The organism is Bradyrhizobium sp. B124 (genome assembly GCF_038967635.1).
Lineage (GTDB): Bacteria > Pseudomonadota > Alphaproteobacteria > Rhizobiales > Xanthobacteraceae > Bradyrhizobium.
This window is the reverse complement of record NZ_CP152413.1, coordinates 169,615-190,843: the sequence shown is the minus strand read 5'-3', so window position 1 is coordinate 190,843 and position 21,229 is coordinate 169,615. Positions and strand designations below refer to the sequence as shown.

At 65.0% G+C, this 21,229-nt stretch carries 21 protein-coding genes; 6 read left to right on the top strand and 15 right to left on the bottom strand.

Features of this window, described 5'->3' with window-relative positions; translation table 11 throughout:
• Nucleotides 1-3: 3 nt before the first annotated feature.
• The 10 genes from AAFG13_RS00730 to AAFG13_RS00685 all read right to left on the bottom strand — a co-directional run bounded on the left by AAFG13_RS00730 (nucleotide 4) and on the right by AAFG13_RS00685 (nucleotide 9,449).
• The gene (locus tag AAFG13_RS00730) at nucleotides 4-1,410 is read right to left on the bottom strand and encodes an aldehyde dehydrogenase family protein (protein ID WP_342710833.1); all 1,407 of its coding nucleotides are present in this window, start codon (nucleotides 1,408-1,410) and stop codon (nucleotides 4-6) included.
• 101 nt (nucleotides 1,411-1,511) lie between these two features.
• On the bottom strand, nucleotides 1,512-2,468 hold the full coding sequence (locus AAFG13_RS00725) for a helix-turn-helix domain-containing protein (protein WP_342710832.1): 957 nt from the start codon (nucleotides 2,466-2,468) through the stop codon (nucleotides 1,512-1,514).
• Between the two features lie 135 nt (nucleotides 2,469-2,603).
• Nucleotides 2,604-3,314 carry an ATP-binding cassette domain-containing protein gene (locus tag AAFG13_RS00720; RefSeq protein ID WP_342710831.1) on the bottom strand — a complete coding sequence of 237 codons (711 nt, stop codon included), beginning with the start codon at nucleotides 3,312-3,314 and terminating at the stop codon, nucleotides 2,604-2,606.
• Entirely contained in the window at nucleotides 3,311-4,030 is a 720-nt protein-coding gene (locus AAFG13_RS00715) for an ATP-binding cassette domain-containing protein (RefSeq protein ID WP_342710830.1), read from the bottom strand. Before AAFG13_RS00715 ends, AAFG13_RS00720 begins: the two co-directional genes overlap by 4 nt.
• Nucleotides 4,027-5,058: a branched-chain amino acid ABC transporter permease gene (locus AAFG13_RS00710; protein ID WP_342710829.1), complete on the bottom strand. Its 1,032-nt coding sequence runs from the start codon at nucleotides 5,056-5,058 to the stop codon at nucleotides 4,027-4,029. The genes AAFG13_RS00715 and AAFG13_RS00710 overlap by 4 nt, the downstream gene beginning before the upstream one ends.
• Before the next feature lie 6 nt (nucleotides 5,059-5,064).
• Nucleotides 5,065-5,928 carry a branched-chain amino acid ABC transporter permease gene (locus AAFG13_RS00705; protein ID WP_342710828.1) on the bottom strand — a complete coding sequence of 288 codons (864 nt, stop codon included), beginning with the start codon at nucleotides 5,926-5,928 and terminating at the stop codon, nucleotides 5,065-5,067.
• Between the two features lie 3 nt (nucleotides 5,929-5,931).
• Nucleotides 5,932-7,197 (bottom strand): ABC transporter substrate-binding protein, encoded by a 1,266-nt coding sequence (locus tag AAFG13_RS00700; RefSeq protein WP_342710827.1) that lies wholly within the window; start codon nucleotides 7,195-7,197, stop codon nucleotides 5,932-5,934.
• 248 nt (nucleotides 7,198-7,445) lie between these two features.
• Nucleotides 7,446-7,835, bottom strand: a complete 390-nt coding sequence (locus tag AAFG13_RS00695) for a nuclear transport factor 2 family protein (RefSeq protein WP_342710826.1) — start codon at nucleotides 7,833-7,835, stop codon at nucleotides 7,446-7,448.
• Nucleotides 7,836-7,851: 16 nt separating this feature from the next.
• Complete coding sequence (locus AAFG13_RS00690) at nucleotides 7,852-8,646, bottom strand: MoaF C-terminal domain-containing protein (protein ID WP_212315260.1); 795 nt, start codon at nucleotides 8,644-8,646, stop codon at nucleotides 7,852-7,854.
• Nucleotides 8,647-8,660: 14 nt separating this feature from the next.
• Nucleotides 8,661-9,449, bottom strand: coding sequence for an SDR family oxidoreductase (locus AAFG13_RS00685; protein ID WP_342710825.1), 789 nt, complete (start codon nucleotides 9,447-9,449; stop codon nucleotides 8,661-8,663).
• A 409-nt stretch (nucleotides 9,450-9,858) separates the two neighbouring features.
• Between AAFG13_RS00685 and AAFG13_RS00680 the strand changes: the two genes are divergently transcribed.
• Nucleotides 9,859-10,365 (top strand): MarR family transcriptional regulator, encoded by a 507-nt coding sequence (locus tag AAFG13_RS00680; RefSeq protein ID WP_342710824.1) that lies wholly within the window; start codon nucleotides 9,859-9,861, stop codon nucleotides 10,363-10,365.
• An 87-nt stretch (nucleotides 10,366-10,452) separates the two neighbouring features.
• Here the strand turns inward: AAFG13_RS00680 and AAFG13_RS00675 are convergent, their stop codons facing one another.
• The 5 genes from AAFG13_RS00675 to AAFG13_RS00655 all read right to left on the bottom strand — a co-directional run bounded on the left by AAFG13_RS00675 (nucleotide 10,453) and on the right by AAFG13_RS00655 (nucleotide 15,819).
• On the bottom strand, nucleotides 10,453-11,610 hold the full coding sequence (locus AAFG13_RS00675) for an ABC transporter substrate-binding protein (protein ID WP_342710823.1): 1,158 nt from the start codon (nucleotides 11,608-11,610) through the stop codon (nucleotides 10,453-10,455).
• 57 nt (nucleotides 11,611-11,667) lie between these two features.
• Nucleotides 11,668-12,450 (bottom strand): cyclase family protein, encoded by a 783-nt coding sequence (locus AAFG13_RS00670; protein ID WP_342710822.1) that lies wholly within the window; start codon nucleotides 12,448-12,450, stop codon nucleotides 11,668-11,670.
• A gap of 34 nt (nucleotides 12,451-12,484) precedes the next feature.
• Complete coding sequence (locus AAFG13_RS00665; protein WP_342710821.1) at nucleotides 12,485-13,726, bottom strand: SDR family NAD(P)-dependent oxidoreductase; 1,242 nt, start codon at nucleotides 13,724-13,726, stop codon at nucleotides 12,485-12,487.
• Nucleotides 13,723-14,901, bottom strand: coding sequence for a thiolase family protein (locus AAFG13_RS00660; protein WP_342710820.1), 1,179 nt, complete (start codon nucleotides 14,899-14,901; stop codon nucleotides 13,723-13,725). The genes AAFG13_RS00665 and AAFG13_RS00660 overlap by 4 nt, the downstream gene beginning before the upstream one ends.
• A 135-nt stretch (nucleotides 14,902-15,036) precedes the next feature.
• Nucleotides 15,037-15,819 carry an aspartate/glutamate racemase family protein gene (locus tag AAFG13_RS00655; protein WP_342710819.1) on the bottom strand — a complete coding sequence of 261 codons (783 nt, stop codon included), beginning with the start codon at nucleotides 15,817-15,819 and terminating at the stop codon, nucleotides 15,037-15,039.
• A gap of 280 nt (nucleotides 15,820-16,099) precedes the next feature.
• Here AAFG13_RS00655 and AAFG13_RS00650 point away from each other — a divergent pair, with 280 nt between their 5' ends.
• The 5 genes from AAFG13_RS00650 to AAFG13_RS00630 are packed head-to-tail and all read left to right on the top strand — an operon-like array spanning nucleotide 16,100 to nucleotide 21,160.
• Nucleotides 16,100-16,528, top strand: a complete 429-nt coding sequence (locus AAFG13_RS00650) for a hypothetical protein (RefSeq protein WP_342710818.1) — start codon at nucleotides 16,100-16,102, stop codon at nucleotides 16,526-16,528.
• Nucleotides 16,447-17,598, top strand: coding sequence for an ABC transporter substrate-binding protein (locus tag AAFG13_RS00645; protein ID WP_212315282.1), 1,152 nt, complete (start codon nucleotides 16,447-16,449; stop codon nucleotides 17,596-17,598). Before AAFG13_RS00650 ends, AAFG13_RS00645 begins: the two co-directional genes overlap by 82 nt.
• Nucleotides 17,599-17,640: 42 nt before the next feature.
• Nucleotides 17,641-18,684, top strand: a complete 1,044-nt coding sequence (locus AAFG13_RS00640; protein ID WP_342710817.1) for a branched-chain amino acid ABC transporter permease — start codon at nucleotides 17,641-17,643, stop codon at nucleotides 18,682-18,684.
• Nucleotides 18,681-20,450 (top strand): branched-chain amino acid ABC transporter ATP-binding protein/permease, encoded by a 1,770-nt coding sequence (locus AAFG13_RS00635; RefSeq protein WP_342710816.1) that lies wholly within the window; start codon nucleotides 18,681-18,683, stop codon nucleotides 20,448-20,450. The genes AAFG13_RS00640 and AAFG13_RS00635 overlap by 4 nt, the downstream gene beginning before the upstream one ends.
• Nucleotides 20,447-21,160 (top strand): ABC transporter ATP-binding protein, encoded by a 714-nt coding sequence (locus tag AAFG13_RS00630; protein WP_212315286.1) that lies wholly within the window; start codon nucleotides 20,447-20,449, stop codon nucleotides 21,158-21,160. Before AAFG13_RS00635 ends, AAFG13_RS00630 begins: the two co-directional genes overlap by 4 nt.
• The last annotated feature ends 69 nt before the right edge of the window (nucleotides 21,161-21,229 follow it).

Sequence of the window (21,229 nt, the reverse complement as noted above, 5' to 3'; positions counted from 1 at the left end):
CGGCTAAACAAACACGGTCTGGACCGTGGTGAACTCCTTCAGCCCATCGACCCCGAATTCCACGCCGAAGCCTGACTGCTTGACGCCGCCGAACGGCGCGTTCGGCTGAATGGCGCCGTGCTTGTTGATCCAGACCGATCCGGATTCGATGCGTTGCGCGACCGCCTTCGCACGCGCGAGGTCGGTCCCCCAGACCGAGCCGCCGAGCCCCATCGCGCTTGCATTGGCCTTGGCAATCGCATCCTCGACGTCGGAATAACGGATGATCGGCAGAGCCGGCCCGAACTGCTCCTCGTCCACCAGCCTGCAGCCGTGATCGACGTCGGCAACCAGCGTCACCGGATAGAAGTAACCAGGGCCACCGGATGGGTCGCCGCCGACCAGCACGCGACCGCCCTTCTTGCGCGCCTCGTCGACGAAAGCCGAGACGATCTCGAACTGCCGGCGGTTCTGCACCGGGCCAAGTGTCGAGGTCTCAGAGAGACCGTCGCCGACCACGATCTGCTTCGCATAGGCCGCGAGCTCGCGGCACAGCTCGTCATGGAGGCTGTCGTGGACATAAAGCCGCTTCAGCGCCGCGCAGGTTTGCCCGCCGTTGATGAATGCGCCCCAGAACAGCCCCTCGACGATCTTCTTCGGGTCGGCATCCGGCAGCACGATTCCGGCGTCGTTGCCGCCGAGCTCGAGCGTCAGGCGCTTCAGACTGCTCGCCGCATTCTGCATGATCTTGCGGCCGGTCGCCGTCGATCCCGTAAACGTCACCTTGCCGATTCCGGGATGTGCCGACATCAGGCTGCCGATCTCGTTGTCGCCGGTGACGACATTCACCACGCCCGGCGGCAGTTTCTCATTGATCAGCTCGACCAGACGGATCGTGCTCAGCGGCGTCAATGGCGACGGCTTGATGACCACGGTGTTGCCGGCGCGGATCGCCGGGATGATATGCCAGCACGCGATCATGACCGGCCAATTCCACGGCGTGATCGAACCGACGACACCGATCGGCTTGCGGTGCAGCTCGACCCGTCCTTCGGCACCGTCCTGCAGGACTTCCACCGGCAGCGACAGACCGCTGGTATGGCGTGTCCAGGCCACGGCGCCTCCGATCTCGAAGCGCGAACCTAACCCGTTCAGCGGCTTGCCCTGTTCGAGCGTCAGGAGCCGCGCGAGCTCCTCGGCATGCTGCTCGATCGTATCGGCGATCGTGCGACAGGCGTCGGCACGCTCGGCATCGGGCCGGTCCTTCCAGATTTCAAACGCCTTGGAGGCGGCCGCAACCGCGGCGTCGAGATCGGACGCAGCCGCGAGCGGCATTCCGCCGACGACGGCGCCGGTCGACGGGTTGAGGACGTCCTGGAAACGATCCGTTTCGATCCGGCGCCCGTCGATAAGCAAGCTCCAGCGCTGCATGCAATCTTCTCCTCGCGACAACGACTGGCTTCAGCAAAAGCCATCGCACGGCCAATGTCTTGGAAAGGAGCGCGGTTTCGCTTGGACGGGAGCGCAGCAGGCTATCGGCGCGTGACGTCGGTCGGCGAGCAGTCGAAGGCCCGCTTGAAGCAGCGGTTGAAATAGGAAATGTCGTTGAAGCCGGACGAATAGGCGATCTCGGCGATGGTGCCGCCGTCAGAGCCGCGCCGCCGTTCCAGCAGGCGATCCTTGGCCAGCCGCAGCCTGCGATCGCGGATGAAGCTGGTGACCGTGGTTCCGACCGCGCTGAAATCCTCCTGCAACGTGCGCATCGAGACGCCGAGACGATTGGCGAGCCATTGCGCGGTCAGCCACTCCGCCGTGAGATGGCGGTCCACCAGCGCCCGCGCGAATTCCAGCCGGCCGGACGCCCGCTCCTTCGGACAGAGCGGGGTGTCCGGCGAATCCGCGGCGAACGCCTGCCGGGTCGCCTGCAGCAGCAATTGCCGCAATTCGCCGGACCGCTTGTGGCTCGACGGCAGCTGCAACATCTTGGCAACCAATGCCCGTAGCATTGTCGACATCGGGTCCTCGGCGCCGAGCCGCCGTGACACCTCGAAATCGTTCGGCTTCTCCGACAGCAGCAATTGCCGCGGCAGATGCACCGACAGATGATTGCTGAACTGGCCGTTGAAGAAGAAATTCGACGGCAACGAGGAATCCACCAGGATGCAGTCGCCGGGCGAGATGATGCTCTGATGCCCTTGCTGCTCGACCCCGCACACCCCCTGCAACTGAACCAGCAGGAAGAAGTGCTCGCCATAGTCCTGGCGAATGTCGCGCTCGGCGCGGCGAACCACGTCGACGTCGGTTGCGACCTGGACGATCTCCATCCCTGCGGCGTCGCGCAGCACAACGCCGCCATTGACGAAGCCGCGCTCCTCCTGGCCGAACGGATTGAACCGTCCGCACACGGACCGGAGCTTGTCCCTCCATTCCTCCAAAGGCGGCTGTCCCCAGACTTCGGGAGTCCAGCTGCTAAACTCCTGGAGCTGCATGCGCTCCTCCCTGGGAAACGCCGTCGGGCGGCGCTTTTGATAACATGTTAAGCACCTCCTTTGCCGTGTCAACGGCTTTCCGGCATGGAGAGCGGGCATCGCGCCGCGACCAGCGGTCGCCCAGCGACGGCTTGCTCATGCGAGATAGGCGCTGTGCAGGATGGCAGGATTGTCGATCAATTGCCGCGGCTCACCGGAGAAGCAGATCTTGCCGCGTTCCATGACATAGACCGCATGGGCGATCTTGAGGGCGATGTGCGTGAACTGCTCGATCAGCAGCACGCCGATGCCTTGCGCGGCCAGGTCCTGCAACACCGGCACCAGTCGAGCAACGACAACGGGGGCGAGACCGAACGACAACTCGTCGGCGAGCAGATAGCGTGGCTTGGCAATGATCGCCTGCGCAAGCGCCACCATCTGCTGCTGTCCCCCGGACAGATTGCCTGACCTGGCCTGAAGGCGTTCACGCAATTCGGGAAAGGTGCCGAGCGCAACATCGATCGCCGATCTCATCTCGGCGCGCGACAGATGGCTGGCGGCGACCTTGAGATTGTCCTCGACGCTCAGCTCGTTCAGGACCTGGTGTCCTTCAGGGACCGCGGCCAGCCCGCTCGCGCGAATGGCCTCCGGCCGCAAGCCCTTGATCGAGCGGCCATTGAGGGTGATCTCGCCCGAGGTCGCAGGCAGGACGCCCGCGATCGCCAGAACGAGACTGCTCTTGCCGGCGCCATTCGCGCCCAGCAGCGCAATGATCCGGCCAGGCGCGAGCGCGAGATCAATGCCGCGCAGGACCGCCTTGCCGCTGCGGGCGAGATCGAGGCCCCGCACTGTAAGGCCGGCGCTCACGTCGCATCCTCCAGAACACCGAGATAGGCCGCGCGGACCTTCGGCTCGGCCAACACGCTTGCCGTCGCCCCATAGGCGATCGCGGAGCCGAAATCGAGCACCAGCGTTGCCGTGCAGGTCGCCGAAATCAGGTCGACATCGTGGTCGACCAAAAGCACCTGCGCCCCGCAATGGCCGTGAAGCTGCCGGATGACGTCGCGCAGATGATCGCTCTCATGCTGGGCGAGGCCCGCGCCCGGCTCGTCCATCATGATCAGCCGCGGGCGGCCGACCATGGCGCGGGCGATCTCCAGCATCCGCCGCTGATAGGCGTTGAGGTCGCGGCCGAGCACGTTGCCCTTGGCGGCAAGGCCGACGAACTCCAGCGCTTGCGCAACCAGCGCAGCGCGCGGCTGCCCATCGGTCGGCACATTGTCGAGAAAGGCATTGATGTTATCGGCCGCGGTGAGGTTCTCGACCACCTGCTCATTCTGAAACGTGCGGCGAATTCCGAATGCGGCCCGCTTGTGAATCGCAATGCCCCTCAGGTCCTGGCCGTCGATGCCGACCCGTCCCGTGGTGGGGCGCACAAATCCGGACAGGACATTGATCAGCGTCGTCTTGCCGGCGCCGTTCGGCCCGACCAGGCCGGTGACCGGCTCGGGCAGACGTGCGGTCAGCTCGCTCAGGCCACGCACGCCGCCGAACTGCACCGTCAGATCGTCGATCTCGATCATGGACCGGCCTTTCGTTCGCCACGCAAGGCCCGGCGCAGGCGCCCGGCCAGGTCAGACAGTTGGCCGGCGATGCCGTGCGGCGCAGTGATCAGGGCGTGCAGCAGTCCAATGCCGAACACCATGGTCGCGATATTGCCGTCGACGCGGAAATCGTTGAGCAGCGCCGGAAAGGCGCGCAACATCAGCCCGGCGATGATCGGACCGAACCAGGAATAGGCGCCGCCGACGATCGTCAGTGCGAACAGCATGATCGATTGGCTCGCCGGAAACGCACTGCCGTCGAGCTGCCCGACGCCGCCGGCAAGCACCGCTCCCGCGACGCCGGCGAGGAAACCGGCCAGCGCGAAGGCCCACACCTTGTAGGCCACGATGTCGACGCCTCCGGCGAGTGCGCAGACCTCGCTGCGGCGGATCATGGCCCAGGCGCGGCCCGGCCGCCCGCGAATATGCGCCAGCACCAGCAGATAGCACAGCATGGTGACGACGATCGCGTAGCGCAGATAGGCTTCATCGCTTTGCGCGACGAACGGGCGCACCATCATCAGCCGCGCGCCGGTGCTCTTGCCGAGGATACCGGGTCCGCCGTCCGGGAAACCGAATGCGCTGATCAGCACCTGGATCGCGCCTGCCATCATCAAGGTGATGATCGCGAGATAAAGCCCGCGCATGCGGAGCGCCGGAAGCCCGACGATCAGCCCGACCAGCGCCGCCGAGACGCCCGCGGAGAGCAGCGCGATCTCGAACGGCACGCCGAGGCCGTGGGAGACACGCAGCGCGAACCAGCCGCCGACGCCTAGCAGGCCGAACTGCGCCAGCGACACCATGCCGACCTGCGCGAACAGCACGCTGACGCTGAGGCTTGCGATCGTCAGCGCCGCGGCGGAGATAAACGTGCGCAGCCAATAATTGCTCAGCGCGTCCGGCAGGACATACAGGGCGATCAGCGCGGCCACGCCGAGGGCGATCCCGCGGAGCGGAACTCTGGCGGCACGAATGGGCGGGGCTCCCTCCAGGCTTTGATCGGTCACGTCAGCTCACCTGTACACGAAGACGACCTTGCGCTGCATCCACAGCAGCGCGCCGACCGCAAACAGAAACGGCACCGCGGTCCGGAACGGGCCGACAATCGGCACCGGCGTCAGCAGCGCTTCGCAGACGCCGATTGCGAGGCCACCCGCAACGGTCGCCGGCAGCGATGCGAAACGCCCGACCACTGCCGCGGCGATCGCCGGAATGACGGCGAATGTCAGTGCCTGGCCGCTCAGCCGCTGCAGATCGGCGAGCAGCACGCCGCTGACACCGGCCAGCGCGCCGGAGATCACCCAGGCCCAGCCATCGACGCGGAACACGCGAACGCCGAGCATCGCGCTGAGCTCGCGGCTGCTGGCCAGCGCCCGCATCTGAAGGCCGACGCGGCTGTAGGAGAGAAATGCCATCACCGCACAGGTGACCAGCAAGCCGAGCGCGAATGCGACCGCGCGCGTCATCGTGACGCGAACGCCCATCAGGTCGAAGCTCATCGTGTCGGTCGGCAGCCGAAGCCTGCGCGGTGCCTCGCCCCAGACATATCCCATGAACCCCAACAGAATGAGTGCGAAGCTGAGCGTCGCAACGGCGCGCATGATCGGATCCGAATAGGAGAGCCGGGGTGCGATCACGCGGCCATAGAGGAATGACACCGCGACCGCGGCGGCGATCCCGCCGATCCACGACCATTCGGCCGGACCGCCGCGCTCGACGATCGACCAGGAGATAAAGGCGGCCAGGGCGCCGACCGCGCCCTGGGCAAAGTTGACCACGCCGGATGCCCGGTAGAGCACCACGATGCCGACACCGGAGAGTACGTAGGTGGCGGCCGTCGCGAGGCCCGCAACGAGAAAGGGCGTGAAATCGGGCATTGTCTATTTCGCGATGCCGATCGTCTTCTCGAAGGCGTGCACGTCGTCGAGCTCGGGATCTTCCGATTCGATGCAGACCGGCTTCGGCACCAGCTTGCCGTCCTTGACCTGCGACACCGGTCCTGCGTGGTTGGCGTTGTGACGCGGTCCCGAGCCGATGTACCAGGGCGAGCAGAACATGTCGCTCTCGAACCGGTTGACGTTGCGCAGCGCAGCCGTGACCGAGGCACGGTCGATCTTGGCCGGATCCATCTTCAGCAGGGTTTCCGCCGTGACGCGTGCGGCGAGGTAGCCGGCCTGCGAGAAGGTATCCCGGGGATCGGAGGCCTGGCCATACTTGTCCAGCACCGCGAGCCAATTCTGCGTATCCGGCGTTCCGGCAGTGGCGGCATTCAGCTCCATGTCGACCGTGACCTTGCCGTCCCAGTACTTGCCGATCGCGTGCGGGAAGTCCGGATTGTAGAGCGAGGCCGGACCTGCGAAATGCACCTTGTCGGCCAGCCCCTGCTCTTCCGCCGCAGCGAAGATCGGAACCGCCAGCCCCTTGGGCGTGCCGACGCTGATCACGTCAGGCTTGAACGCCATCGCTTCGAGCACGATCGAGGTCGCATCGAGCGAGCCCGGATCGAACGCGATGATCTTGCCGTCGCCACCCTGCTTCTTGATCCAGGCGACCGCGCCGGTGCAGGACCACTCACCGACATTGGGAATGTTCGGCGCGATGCACACCACGCGCTTGATCTTGCCGGGATAGGTCCGCGCGACATCCATCACGGCCTTGGTGTTGCTGACGCGCGGGCCGGCATTGGTCGGCGCATAGTTTTTCTGGAAGAAGCAATCGCGTGGCACGCCGACGCCAGCGATCACCATGATGTCTTCCTTCTCGTAGATCCCCTGATTGGCGCCGCAATCGACGAAGCTCATGTTGCCGACCAGCGCGACCGCCTTCTGGTCACGGATCAGCTTCCCCGCGACCTGCGACGACTGCTCCGGATTCCAGGCGTCGTCCTCGAGCAGATATTTGACCGGGCGGCCGTTCACACCGCCATTGGCATTCAGGCACTTGAAATAGGCCGCCGCGGCGAGCCCCGACGAGCTGAAATTGTCCGGCCCGGTGATGCTGACGATGCCGCCGACGACGATCGGCTCGCCGGTCGCCGCCTTGCCGGTGTTGGCACCGCACTTTGGATCAGCCGCGTAGGCAGCGCTGCCGATGCAGACCGCGAGCATTGCGATGACGGCAGCCAGAATCGTCTGTCTCGATTTCATGCGTTCCCCTCCATACCCCAGATGTCGCGTGGGTTTCGTTGTTCCGCCGCGCGTCCCCTTGCGCGCCGTGCAATGCAATAGCGGCGCGTTGTTCGGCCGAATTGATCTCGATACTAGGCGGGCACGATCCGGCGCGTCTTGGACTCGAACGCAGTCGGCCTAGGACACAAACGAGCAATGTGTGTGCCCGAAGCCCGCGTGCGCCGAGTGACCGATGCCTCCCAGCCCCGGCGCACGCGGTCGCCCCGTTACCTCATCGCGTCAGCGACGAGCCTTGTGTCGGTGAACTGCTCGAAGCGCACCACCCGCCCCTCATCCACGTCCCAGACATGCACGACACGAGCGCGCATTGCCTTGCCGGTCGGCTTGTAGTGCCCGGAATAGGTTCCGATCCCGACGATCGTCGTGCCGCCGTCGATCAATCTCTCGAGCGTGAACGTGTAGCCGGTCCACTCCTCACCAATGCGCTTGAACACACCGGCGATGATGGCGTCCTGGCCGACATAGGTTCCCGCATAAGGAAAACCCGCCATCTCGGTCCACCTGGTCTCGGTGGTGATCGGCGCCATCATGGCGGCAAGATCACCGCGATCCGATCCGGCATAATGCGCCTTGATCGCGTCGTAGTTCCGGCTCACGTCGCTGCTCCCATGATTACACCGGCTCCTTGCCGGGGTCGTAGCTGGTTCTGGACTTGATCTTGATGAAGGCGCCGGCCGGCTTGTTCTCGACCCGGCCCTCGCTCGTCACGCCGAGGAATTTTCCGGTCGAGCGCATGGCATCCCAGTTGTAGAAGAAGATCGACGCGACCGGGATGATGAACTCGCGGAATCCGAAGACGTACTGGTTGTGATCGAACTTGTAGGTCGTCGTCAGGTCGACGTCGCCATGGCCGCGCTGGACGCCGACCAGATTCTGCCAGGCATAGCGCTGCGAGCTGAGATAGACGTGCTCGTAAAGGTGCTGCGGACTGTATTCGTAATGGGCCGTCATCCCGACCAGATCCCGCGATGGCGCCGGCTCGAAACCCGCCGGCGGAATCGCGGGATCGCCGACGACACCCGGCGTGTAGACCTGCGCAACCCGCGGTTCTCCCGGAGATTCGCCGACGGCGCGGACGCGCTCGCGGATCGACAGCACCCGGCGGGTCCCGGTGTTGACGATGAACGCTTCATCCTCAGTCGCACGCGCGGCAAAGGTGACGTTGATGAAGACCACGTCGGGCGCCACGTTGATGGCCTCGTACCAGTCCGTACCGGTCGCCTCGCCCTCGCGCCATTCGAGCCGATCGACTGAAGCAAAAACCAAGTCGATGGCACGGCCGTCCTTCAACGTGATCGTCAGGCGCTGGCCGGCGAGCGCATCCGTGATCGGCAGCCGGTTGGTTGCGATACCCGCGGCGAAGTCATCAAAATTCTTCCAATCAGCGGGTCTGTCGTTGCCCTGCATCTCTTGTCTCCCGCTCACTCGACGAATGCCAACGTCGGCAAATCGACCACGGCCGCCCCGCCATCGACGGTCAGGATGGAACCATTCATGGCCGACGCCTCATCCGAGGCGAGGAAGCAGATGACGTTTGCGACCTCCTCCGATGTTGCCGGGCGGCCAAGCGGTACATCCTTGGTGACCAGCCGGTAGGCCTCCTCGATCGAAGCGAGCCCGTGCTTCTCGACGACGACTTGCATCTGCTCGTCGGCCATCGCTGTCGCGACCCAGCCAGGACAGACGATATTGGTGCGCACACCCTTGCGGCCGTAGTCGCGCGCCAGCGATTTGCCGAAGCCGATGCAGGCGTGCTTCATCGTCACATAGCCGGCCGCATCGGGGCCCGCGAACAGGCCGGCGATCGAGGCAACAACCACGACGGCGCCTTTTTGCGCGATCAGATCGGGAAGGGTTTCGCGCGCGCAGACAAAGGCTGTGTCGAGATTGAGCCGGGTCGCCAGCGACCACGTCTCGTCGGTCATCGAGATTGTCGGACCGACGCCGTGGCCTCCGGCATTGGCGATCAGGATATCCACCTTGCCGAACTTGCCGTGGATCTCCGTCAAGGCTGCCCGTACGGCGACGCTGTCGGCAGCGTCAGCCTGCACCACAAAGCAACCGGTCTCGTCGGCCAACGCCTGCAGCGGCTCCCGCCGCCGCCCCATGACCGCAACGTTGGCGCCCTCCGACGCAAGCCGCCGTGCAACGGCCGCCCCTATTCCGGTGCCACCACCCGTGACCAAGGCCGTTCGTCCACTGAATCGCATGTGTGCGCTTCGCCCCCGATGCCGCCCGCGCTGTCGTCGAGCCGGACGACAAACTGCTGCCCGACGACGTTTCGTTGCCATCAGATAGACCTACCGGACCGAACCCGTCTTGGACTCAAGCGCAGCTGCGCTAGGACGCGGGCGCGCACGCCGGTTCCGCTCGCAAGTCACCGACTTCTCATTTATTTTAAGTATAAAGTATTACTGCTACCAAAGGATCGCCGAGGCGCATGTTGAAAACCCGCGGAGATCGCCTTTCGGAGCGCCAAGCTCCGCAAATTCCGTTGCATCGGCAAGCGGGCTCGCGGCGCCTTGAACGAACCTTGAATTTACTTTTGGCACGAACTATCTTGTAGGCGACATCGAGGTCGTCGCCTTCAGCGGGGCCGGATGCCGCAGGAGATTTGATTTGGCAGTCGCGAAGGAGTCCCCGCCTGTTTCGCCCAAGAGCGGGGTCGATCAGGAGGCCGAGTACCGGGCTCAGACACGGCTTTGGCTTCGGCTGCTTGCCTGCACGACCCTGATCGAGGGCGAGCTGCGACGCCGGTTCCGCGAGGAATTCGATTTCACGATGCCGCGCTTCGACGTCCTGGCCCAGCTTGACCGGGAGCCGAGTGGATTGGTGCTGGGAGAGCTGCCGAAGCGCCTGATGGTCTCCGCCGGAAATCTCACACCCATCGTCGATCGTCTGGTCGAGGACGGCTACATCACCCGCACACCCTCCAATCTGGATCGGCGCGTGCAGATCGTTTGCATGACGGTCGAGGGCCGCAAGGCCTTCCGGCGCATGGCCAAGAGCCATGGCTCATGGCTGGCCGAGCTGCTGGCGGGATTCCCGGCTGCTCGACTCGATGGATTGACCAGCGAGCTCGACGAGCTCAAGGGCGCCGTCAGGGATGCGATGCAGAAGCCGTGAGCTGATGCTGCGGCTAGCGCCGAACCCGAATGCCGGCCGCCTCGCGATCCCACATTGCACGTCGCGCTCCGGCGCAATGCCGCTCAATCAGGGCAGCAGCTTGTACTTCCCGTCCTCGATCTGAACCAGTATCCGCGCACGCGCATCGACGCCGTGGCGATCCGCCGGCGTGTAGGAGTAGACGCCCTGCGTCCCGGCCAGTTCCTTGGTGGTGAACAGCGCCTCGCGAAGCGCGGTGCGAAATTCCGGCGAGCCCGGCTTGGCGCCGGTCGCCAGCGCGCGCTTGGCCGCATCGACGAACACCAGCCAGCCGTCGAAGGAATAGGATGAGAACGAGTCGGTCGGCGCCTCGCCATTCGCCTTCTCGAAGGCCGCGCGGAACGCCAAGGCAACCTTCTGGATCGGATTGCTGGCGGGCAGCTGCTCGGCCGCGGTCACCGGCCCGGTCGGGCAGATGATTCCGTTGGCGGCCTTGCCGGCCAGCCGCAGGAAATCGGCGCTGATGAGTCCGTGGTTGCCGTAGAGCGGTCCCTTGTATCCACGCTCCGACAAGGCGATCACCGGCAGCGCACCCGGCGTTCCCGTGCCGCCGAGCATGATGGCGTCGGGGTGGGCCGCCAACGCGCGCAGCACCTGGGCGGTCACCGATGAATCCGACCTAGCGTATCGTTCGTTGGCGATCACCTTGATGTCGGCCGCCTTGGCGCTTTGCGACAACGAATCGTACATGAGGTCGCCGAAGGCATCGGAGAAGCCGATGAACGCGACGGTCTTCAACCCGCGCGCCTTCATGTGGTCGACGATGCCCTGAACCAGAAGCGGTGTCGGTTGCGGCGTCTGCACGACCCAGGGCCCGCCATCGCCCGGCGGCACCGGCGCGATCGGCGAGACCGCGATCATCGGCGTTTTCATCTCGATTGCGGCAGTCGCCATTGCCAGCGTCTGCGGCGCGCCCGACGTGCCGATCAGAATGTCGACCTTCTCCTGCTCGACGAGCTTGCGCGCATTGCGCGCCGATGCCGTCGGATCGGAAGCGTCGTCGAGTTGGATGACGCGGAGCTTCTCACCGCCGACTTCGCCGATATAGGCTTCACCGGCCGCCAGTCCCTTTGCGTTCGGGATCCCGATCGACGACACCGGCCCGCTGAGGCCGGTGACGAATCCGACTAGGATCTCCGCCTGCCCGACCTGCGGAAAGGCAACAAGCAGCACGGCCGAAGCCAGCAGGGTCTTCATCGAGATCATGGCACCTGTCTTTCTTGATTTGCGTTTCTTCTATCCGGCAAGCGCCATCCGCTCGCTTCAGTTCGCCGAAACCAGTGCGATCACGCGCAGCGGGCTGCCGGAACCGTTCTGGATCTTCAAGGGCGAAGCGACAATGACGGCGCCGGTGGCAGGAAGCTGATCGAGATTGCAAAGACACTGAAGGCCATACCGGCCGGCGCCGTGCAGGAAGTGATGCGCCGGATAAGGCGGCTCGAAATGGCCGGCCTGCCCCGCGTCGGTGCCGATCGTCTCGGTGCCGAAGCCGATGATGCCGCGCTCCTCCACCAGCCATTTCATGACAGCCGCGTTCGGGCCCGGCGTGTGCGCGCCGTCGTCCCTGAGGTTGGCGTAGTCGCGCCAGCCCTTCTTCGACCAATCGGTGCGCAGCAGAACCCAGTTCCGCTCGGGAATCCGCCCGTGCTTCGCCTCCCAGGCTTCGACGAGCGGAACGGTCAGCAGGAAATCCGGGTCCTGCGCTGCGCCGGCCGAGCAGTCGATGACGCACGCCGGAGCGATCATGTCCTTCGCAGGCATCGTATCGACGGCATTGTTCGGCAGATCCTTGCCGGTGAACCAGTGAATCGGCGCGTCGAAATGCGTGCCGGTGTGCTCGCCGAAGGTCACGTTGTTCCAGTACCAGGCCGGACCGCGACCGTCATAGCGTGAAATCTCCTGGATCCGGACCGGAGCTGCCTGGCCAAACTCCGGCGGCAGCACGATGACCGGAAAATCCGGACTGAGCGTGAAGGTCAGATCGACGACGCGCACCGCGCCGGAGGAAACCGCACCTGCGAGCTCCAGGAGATTCTTGCTTTGCATCGTCACGTCCTCCCGCTTGGTTGAAATCCTGATCTTATCTGTCGAGCTCGCGCTCCAGCGCCTTCGGATTGGCGGCAAGACGCTGCCTGATTTCCTCGGCGACGTCTCCGACATACATCTCCTCGAGTCCGCCTCTGAGCCCGGACACGATCGCCTGTGCCACGGCGCGCGGCGCGACCTTGGGCGGCGGCACCGTCTGGAACCACTCGTTGTCGACAGGCCCCGTGAACAGGTTCAGCACCTTGACGCCGCCGGGCCTGATTTCCGCGCGAAGACAATGCGACAGCGACAGGCAAGCGGCTTGCGATGCCGAATAGGCGCCGAAAGCGGGCCAGTTCGCCAGCGCATGGACCGACAGGATATTGACCCAGGCGGCACTGCTGTTGACGCCGTCCGCACCCCGCATCCGCATCGCGGGACCAAAGGCCTGCGCGAGGTTGATGAAGCCGAGATAAGCCTGGTCGATCTCGTCCCGCGCGATGCTCGTGCCTCTGCGATCAAGGAGACCGCCGGGCCGCACATATTCCGTCGTGTTGACGAGGATATCGACCTTGCCGCCGATGTCGGCCGCAAGATCGGTCACCGACTTTTCGTCGGCCGCGTCGAGCGTCACGAGTTCGATCCCCTGCTGTCCGCGCAACAGCTGCTCGCCGGCAAACGGCCGCCATGTTTCGGCAACGCCCACGAACACCGTCTTTGCGCCCGCGGCCTTCAGCGCTGCAACGGCCTCTTGGCCGATCAGGCTGCGGCCGTTGGTCACGAGCACACGCCGGAATTTCGGATCAGCCGTCATTTCCCGCCACTGCCTGTCGTCTGCCATGTTGCGAGTCTCCCCCTCAGGTCGGGCAAAGGCCACCGCCTGACCGCTCTTGTCGAGCTGAAACGACATCAAGACGGGCGCGCCTTCGACGCAGTCGGCATGCAGATGCGCCACCATCGTCGGGCCGCAGTCCATCTTGACGAGACCAATCCGCCAGGGCGCCCGCTCGCGGAAATAGACGTCGCTCGGCACCCGCGCCGTCGTTTCGGCCAGCAGCGCGCCGCGGCGCGGCGCGTCGACGAACACCAGACCCGCCGACAGGCAGGCGGGGCACGCCTCGCGTGCCGGATAGGCGAAGGCACCGCAAACCTCGCAGCGCTGCAGCATGAAGCGTCCTTCGGCGGCGGCGCGTGTGAACCCGTGCGATGTCCTGCTGCGCGCCCGCGGCGGCGACGCGGGAAGTCGCGTCCGCAGCAGCGGGTTCTTGCGTCGGGGTGGCTCGATCGGATCGATCATCGCGCGGGCCCTGCAAAGATCACGGCGCCCGAGGCCAGGCCGCGGTCATAGTTGATCATCCCGAAGCCCGAGGCCAAACCGAGCTTTGCATCCTTCACCTGCGTGGGACCGGCTTCGCCCAGAACCTGCCGCAATCCTTCGACGAGCCCGAGATAAGCGCCGGCGGCGCCGGCCTGCCCTGCCGAGAGCTGGCCGCCCGAGGTGTTGTGCGGAAAGTCGCCGTCAACCGTCAGATCGTGCTGACGAACGAAAGCCGCGCCCTCGCCCTTGTTGCAGAAGCCGAGATCCTCGAACTGCATCATCGTGATGACCGGATAGTCATCATAGGTCTGGACGATATCGAGATCGTCAGGCTTCACGCCGGCCATCGCGTAGAGTTCACCGACATCCATCGCCCAGCCGCCACACACCTGCATCGGATCGTCGGCGAAGGCGTTGTGCCGCTCGATCGTCGACAGCAATCGTGCAGCCGGCAAGCCAAGCGATGCCGCGGTCTCGTCCCGCATCACAAGGAAGGCCTCGGCACCGGCGCAGGGCATGACGCAATCGAACAGGTGAATGGGGTCGGAAATGGGACGGGCCGCCAGATACTGCTCGATCGTCAGCGGCGCCTTCATCAGCGCATGCGGATTTCGTAGCGCGTTGGCGCGCTGGGCGACCGCGATCCTGCCGACGTCCTCGCGCGTGACGCCATACGTCCGCATGTAGTTGCGCGCGATCAGCGCGAAGCTCGCATTGGCGCCGCCTGCGCCATAGGGATAGACCGCGTCCTGGTTGAAGCGCGAAAAATTCTCGAGCGTGAGGCGGAAGGAATCGACGTGGTTGGTATCGCCGGCGACGCAAGCCACGATGTCGGCATCGTGTGCCTGCACTGCGCGCGCCGCCTTGCGCAACGCCGCGATGGCGCTGGCACCGCCGAGCGGGATCGTGTCCAGCCATCTGACGCACAGCCCGAAATGCTGCGTCAGTCCGATCCCGCTGTCGGTCCCCATGGTGAAGCTGGAGACGCACAGACCGTCGATGTCGGAAGCCTTGATGCCCGCCCGCGCGACCAGCGCGCTCAGCGCGCGGCCGATCCACCATTGCGCGCTCTCGATGGAATAGCGCGCATAGGGGATCGTGACGGGAGCCGCCATCACGATGCCGTCATACGGTGTGCGCAGCGAATTTTTCACCAGCCGCCTGCCTTGCCTGCCCGCCTCAGATCACCGTCAGCTTCATATCGATACTGCCACGAGTCGTATTCGAACAGGGTCACCTTCTCGGGTCTCGTCACATCTGGCTCTCCAAGCTGGTCGGCTGTTCGGGCGCTAACGCTTGTTGCGCGCGAGCATCGACCGGAAATCGTCACGTGCAAGTGCACTGGCACGCCTGAAGCTCGGCCCGCGGCTCGGCTCGGTGCCGTTGAGCTGCCTGAGCTGTACCCACATCTCGGCGCTCTTCAACGCCACCGCTGCGCAGTTCACGACCGGCGCGTGCCCGACCTTCAGACCGTGCTCACGCCCGATCAAGAGGCCCGGCAGCACACCGGCAGGGATCACCACGTCGGCGCCGCGCTCCACCAGCGGAAGGGCACAGGCCAGAAAATCCTCGATCATCCGGGCGTGGGCTGCCTGATCGCCAGCGAACGCAGCCGCGAAATCCTCCGGCTTGCAGCCGAGGCCGGTCACATGGACGACGCGATCACCGAGGCCATAACGTTCGGCCTGCTCGTAGTGCCAAACCTCGAAGACTGGATCGAGCGTCACGAGGCCGAGGCGCCGGCCGAGTTGCGAGGCCGCGAGCAGCGTCGCCTCGCCGGTCCCGATCACGGGAATGTCGAGCGTCGAGCGGAGTTCATAAAGTCCCGGATCCTGGAAATGGCCCATCACGAAGGCATCGAATCCGGCCTCTTCGGCCGCGATGCCGTTGTCGATCGCCTGGACGGCGCAGCGCAATTCGGCAAGACGGCCGAACTCCCGATCCGGCGGTGAAATGCCCTCGACGTGAACCGTCGTACCGGGCGCGGCGATCTTGTTCAGGTACTCCGACAGCCGCGCCATATAGGGCGCGTTCACGCTCGCATCGACGAAACTCTGCCAGAAGATGCGCATCGCCCTTCTCCTCAAACGGTGACGGGAGCATCGGCTGTCGGCCTGCCGACAGAGATATTTCAACCATAAACTAATTGACGCGTCAAATGCGCATGGCGGGGCCCGCCAAGGGGGCCTCTTCGTCGCACCAAGAAGGTCCGTTTTCCAAGACAAAGCGATGAAGGAAATGGCGCACTCTGACGGAATTGTATGCAGCAACATTTTTTTCTGGCAGCCCTGCGACACGTGTTGACGGCGCCACGGAGAATACTTTAGGCTTTAAGTAATCGACCATCGGTCCATGCCGGTGGCCATGGCGATGATGTTGCAGGGCACCGATTTTGAGAAACTCAATCGCGTGGACTATCGTCGGGCCCGAATGGCCGGCAGCAACATCGCCGGTCGCGCATCGCGGCTGCGGCATTCGCCTTCTTTGGCTTCGACAGATGCACGCCGGTTGCCGCAGACCCGCCCGCTATTCGAGCGGCACATCTCGCCATGGCCGCTGACGCCCCGGCCAAGCGAACTTCCCTCTCGCCGCGCCCGGCGTCTGGCGCTGCAGCAATGCCTTCAATCGGTTCGTGCACAGCTCGGGCTCCTGCCCGGCTTCCAGACATTCGTATCCAGCATCAACGGAGGACAACGCAAATGCGGCAGAAAACCCTGGGCTTACTCGCGCTTGTCGCCGGCGTCTTCGCAGCACCGGCTGCGCAAGCCGACATCACGATAGGCTTCGTCACCTCGCTGAGCGGCAACGGCGCGTCGATCGGCATCCCCTATGGGCGCGGCATCAATGCCGCCTATGAATACAAGAAGACGATCAACGGCGAGACCATCCGCCTGATCCAGCTCGACGACGGTTCCGATCCGTCGGCCGCGACGCGCAACGCGCGCAAGCTCGTCGAGGAGGAGAAGGTCGACCTCCTGATCGGCACCGCGACGACCCCCTCGACCATCGCCATGGCGGCCGTCGCCAGCGAATTGAAAGTGCCGATGATCTCGATCTCACCGGTCGGCAAGCTACCGGACTCGCCGGAGCAATGGGTCGTCGCCGTGCCGCAGCCGGCTTCGCTCCTGGTCAAGATCGTCGCCGACCGGATGAAGCGCGACGGCATGAAGAACATCGGCTATATCGGTTTCTCCGATGCGTGGGGCGACCTCGTCTACAACGGGGCCAAGGCCGCCGAGCCCATCGACGACATCAAGGTCCAGACCAACGAGCGCTATGCCCGCACCGATACCTCGGTGACCGCGCAGATCCTCAAGGTCATGGCCGCACGTCCCGACGCGGTACTGATCGGCGGCTCCGGCACGCAAGGCGCGTTGCCGCTCATCACGCTCTCCGAGCGCGGCTTCAAGGGCAGTACCTACGGCACCGTGGCGCTGGTCAATCCGGACTTCGTCACGGTCGGTGGCAAGGCCGCCGAGGGCATTCAGGTCTCCGCCGGCCCCGTGATCGTGGCCGAACAGCTTCCGGACGAGCATTTCGCCAAGAAAATCGCGCTCGATTTCCGCGCGGTCTACCAGAAGACCCACAACATTCCGACCACCGACGGATTCTCCGCCTACTCCTTCGATGCCTGGCTGATCTTTGCCAACGCCGCCGAGCGGGCGCTCAAGACCGCGAAGCCCGGGACGACGGAATTCCGCACGGCGCTGCGAGACGCCATCCTCAGCACCAAGGAACTGCCCGGCGTGCATGCCGTCTACAACTTCAAACCAGGTGCAGTCACCGGCGTCGACGAGCGCTCGCTGGTGGTGGTCCGCCTGACCGGCGGCGCCTGGAAGTACGCGCCGTAAGCGGAAGATGGCCGGCGGTCAGAACGGGGGAACGGCGTCTCAATGACGAGCGACATCGCGGCCATCCTTGCGATCGACGGGATCGCCACCGGCGCGGTCTACGCGCTGGTCGCGATCGGAACCGTGCTCATCTTCACGGTGACACGGGTCATCTTCATTCCGTTCGGCGACATCGCCGCCTTCACCGCGCTGACGCTTGCCGCCCTCGATGCCAAGCGCTTTCCGGGAACCGGCGCGCTGGTCGTGGTGCTGGCGTGCCTTGCGACGCTGATCGAGATCATTTCGCTCATTCGCAATGGCGAGCTTCGCCTGCTGCCACGTGCGCTTCTGTTCTATCTCGCCGTTCCATTGGCAGTGGTCGGCATCGCCTGGCTCACCATACGGATGGACCCGCCGCTCGCCGTCCGGCTCGTGCTCGCGCTGATGCTGATCACGCCGATCGCCCCTCTGCTTGACCGGATCGTCTTCCGCCCGATCGCCGACGGCACCGTGCTCCTGCTGCTGACGGTCTCCGTGGCGCTGCATTTCGCGCTGGTCGGCCTTGGCCTCCTGTTCTTCGGCCCCGAGGGAGTCCGGACCGAACCGCTGACGTCGTTCTCGACGGAGTTCGCCGGCGTCCTGATTTCGGGCCAGACCATGCTGATCGTGATCGCAGCGCTGGTCTTCAGCGGCCTCCTCTATCTCTTCTTTGACTTCACGCTGGTCGGCAAATCGCTCCGCGCCACGGCGGTGAACCGGACCGGCTCGCGGCTGATGGGGATCCGGCCGGCGCGGGCCGGCACCATCGCCTACCTGCTGGGCTCGCTGATGGCCGGCGTATCCGGCATCCTGATCGCGCCGGTGAATACCGTGTTCTACGATTCCGGCTTCCTGATCGGACTCAAGGCGTTCGTCGGCGCCATCGTCGGCGGCATGACTAGCTATCCCGGTGCCGCGATCGGCGCGGTCGGGGTCGGCATCCTCGAGAGCTTCGCATCCTTCCAGAGCAGTGCCTTGAAGGACGTGATCGTGTTCTCGCTGCTGATCCCGGTTCTGATCTGGCGATCCCTCGCCTCGCTGCATTCCGAGGAGGAGATCGAGGAATGACGCGCTTCCATGTTCAGCTCGCTTCGGCAGCAGCACTGGCGTGCCTCGCACTCGCGCCCCTCGTCCTGAGCCCGTTCAGCATCACGCTGATGAACTATATCGGCATCTATTCGCTGGTCGCGATCGGCCTGGCGCTCCTCACCGGCGTCGGCGGCATCGTGTCGTTTGGACAGGCTGCGTTCGTCGGCATCGCGGCCTATGCGACGGCGTGGGTCTCTGCCCTGAACGGGCAATCGCCCTGGCTCGGCCTGCTGTTTGGGGTAGCGCTGACCTGCGGCGTCGCAGCCATCCTCGGCGTCGTCACCTTGCGCCTGCAGGGCCATTTCCTCTCGCTCTCGACCGTCGCATGGGGCCTTGCGATCGGCTTCCTGTTCGGCAATGTCGAGGGGCTCGGCCGCTTCAACGGCATCTCGTCGATCCCGCCGATCACTGTTGGCTCGTTCGCGCTCGTCTCCAGCGCGCAGATCTATTATCTGATCTGGGGCATCGTCGCCCTGGTGCTCTTGCTTGGCTACAATCTCCTGGACTCGCGGCTCGGCCGCGCCATGCGGGCCCTGCGCGGCGGCAATACGCTGGTCGAGAGCCTCGGCATCAACGCCTTCCGGATCAAGCTCGTGACCTTCGTGATCGCGGCATTCCTGGCCTCGCTCTCCGGATGGCTTTACGCGCATATGAGCCGCTTCATCAGCCCGGGTCCGTTCGATGCCAGCATGGGCATCGAGTATCTGATGATGACGATGGTCGGCGGCGCGGGCAGCCTGCTTGGCGGTGTCGTCGGCGCCGCCATCGTGACCCTGCTCAAGAACAGCGTGCAGGACTATCTGCCGCTGATCGCCAAGGGCGCATCCGGTCAGCTCGAGATCGTTGCCTTCTCCGCGCTGTTCATCCTGTTCCTGCAATGGGCGCGGCAGGGTATCGTCCCTTCCATTGCCCGCTATCTGCCGAAGACCAGGCGCGAGCGGCCGCAGCCGGCGCCGCCGCTGCCGCGCCGTCCGCAGCCGGTACCGGGCGAGCTTCTTCTGAAGGTTGATGGCGCCGAGCGCCGGTTCGGCGGCCTCGTCGCGGTCAACAATGTCAGCTTCGAGGTGAGGTCCGGCGAGATTGTTGCGGTCATCGGTCCGAACGGCGCCGGCAAGAGCACGATGTTCAACTGCCTGACCGGCGCGCTGCGGGTCAACAAGGGCGAAATCGTCTTTGCGGGACGCCTGATCACGCGTGATCCGCAATCCCGCATCGCCAAGGCCGGCGTCGCCAGGACCTTCCAGCATGTGAAGCTGCGGCCGCGCATGAACCTGCTGGAGAACGTCATGCTCGGCACCTACAGCCGAACCCGCACCGGCCTGTTCGCCGGCGCCTTTCGCCTCAATCAGCGCGAGGAAGCCAGCGCCCGGCACGAGGCGCTGATGCAGCTCGAGCGCGTCGGGCTCGGCGACAAGCCGTTCGAGCTCGCCGGCAATCTTCCCCTTGGCAACCAGCGCATCCTGGAGATCGCGCGCGCGCTCGCCGCTGATCCCGCCCTGCTGGTGCTGGACGAGCCGGCCGCGGGCCTGCGCCGCCAGGAAAAGCTTAGACTCGCGGAGCTGCTCCGCGCGCTGCGCGCGGATCACCTGACCATCCTCATCGTCGAGCACGACATGGAGTTCGTGATGTCGCTGGTCGACCGCATCGTGGTGCTCGATTTCGGCTCCAAGCTTTGCGAGGGCGTCCCAAGCGCGATCCGCAGCGATGAGCGGGTTCAAGAGGCCTATCTCGGGGGCGTCGCGTGAGCGAGATGTTCTCCATGACCGACGTGACCGTCTGCTACGACAACGTCGAAGCCGTGCGCAACGTCTCGCTGTCGGTCGACGAGGGGCAGATCGTCACCGTGATCGGCCCGAATGGCGCCGGCAAGACCACGCTGCTGATGGCCGCCATCGGGCTGCTCGGATCGCGTGGCCGCATGGCATTCCGCGGCAGCGATATCCGTAAGATGTCCGTCGAGGATCGCGTCGAGCGCAGGCTCTGCCTGGTTCCGGAGAAGCGCGAGCTGTTCTCGGACATGTCGGTCGCCGACAACCTGCTGCTCGGCTCCTACAGCCTGCGCGACCGCTCCGGCGTCCGACAGACGCTGGACGAGGTCTATGATCGCTTCCCCCGGCTGAAGGAGCGGCAACGCCAGGCCGCAGGCACGCTGTCCGGCGGCGAGCGCCAGATGCTGGCGCTGGGGCGCGCGCTGATGGCCAAGCCCGCGCTGCTGATGCTCGACGAACCCAGCCTCGGCCTCGCACCGCTGATCGTGCGCGAGATCTTTCGCACCATCGCGTCACTGCGCGATTTGGGAGTGTCCATCCTGCTGGTCGAGCAGAACGCCCGCGCCGCGCTCGAGACCGCCGACTATGGTTACGTGCTGGAGACCGGCGAGATCGTGCAGTCCGGCCCTGCCAAGGATCTGATCCACGATCCCCGGCTAATCACCGCCTATCTCGGCGGACACTGAGTCCAGTTTGGGTCGGCCCCGGCGAGCCGCACACCAAAAACATCGAAAACAACCCCATGCACAGTAGTC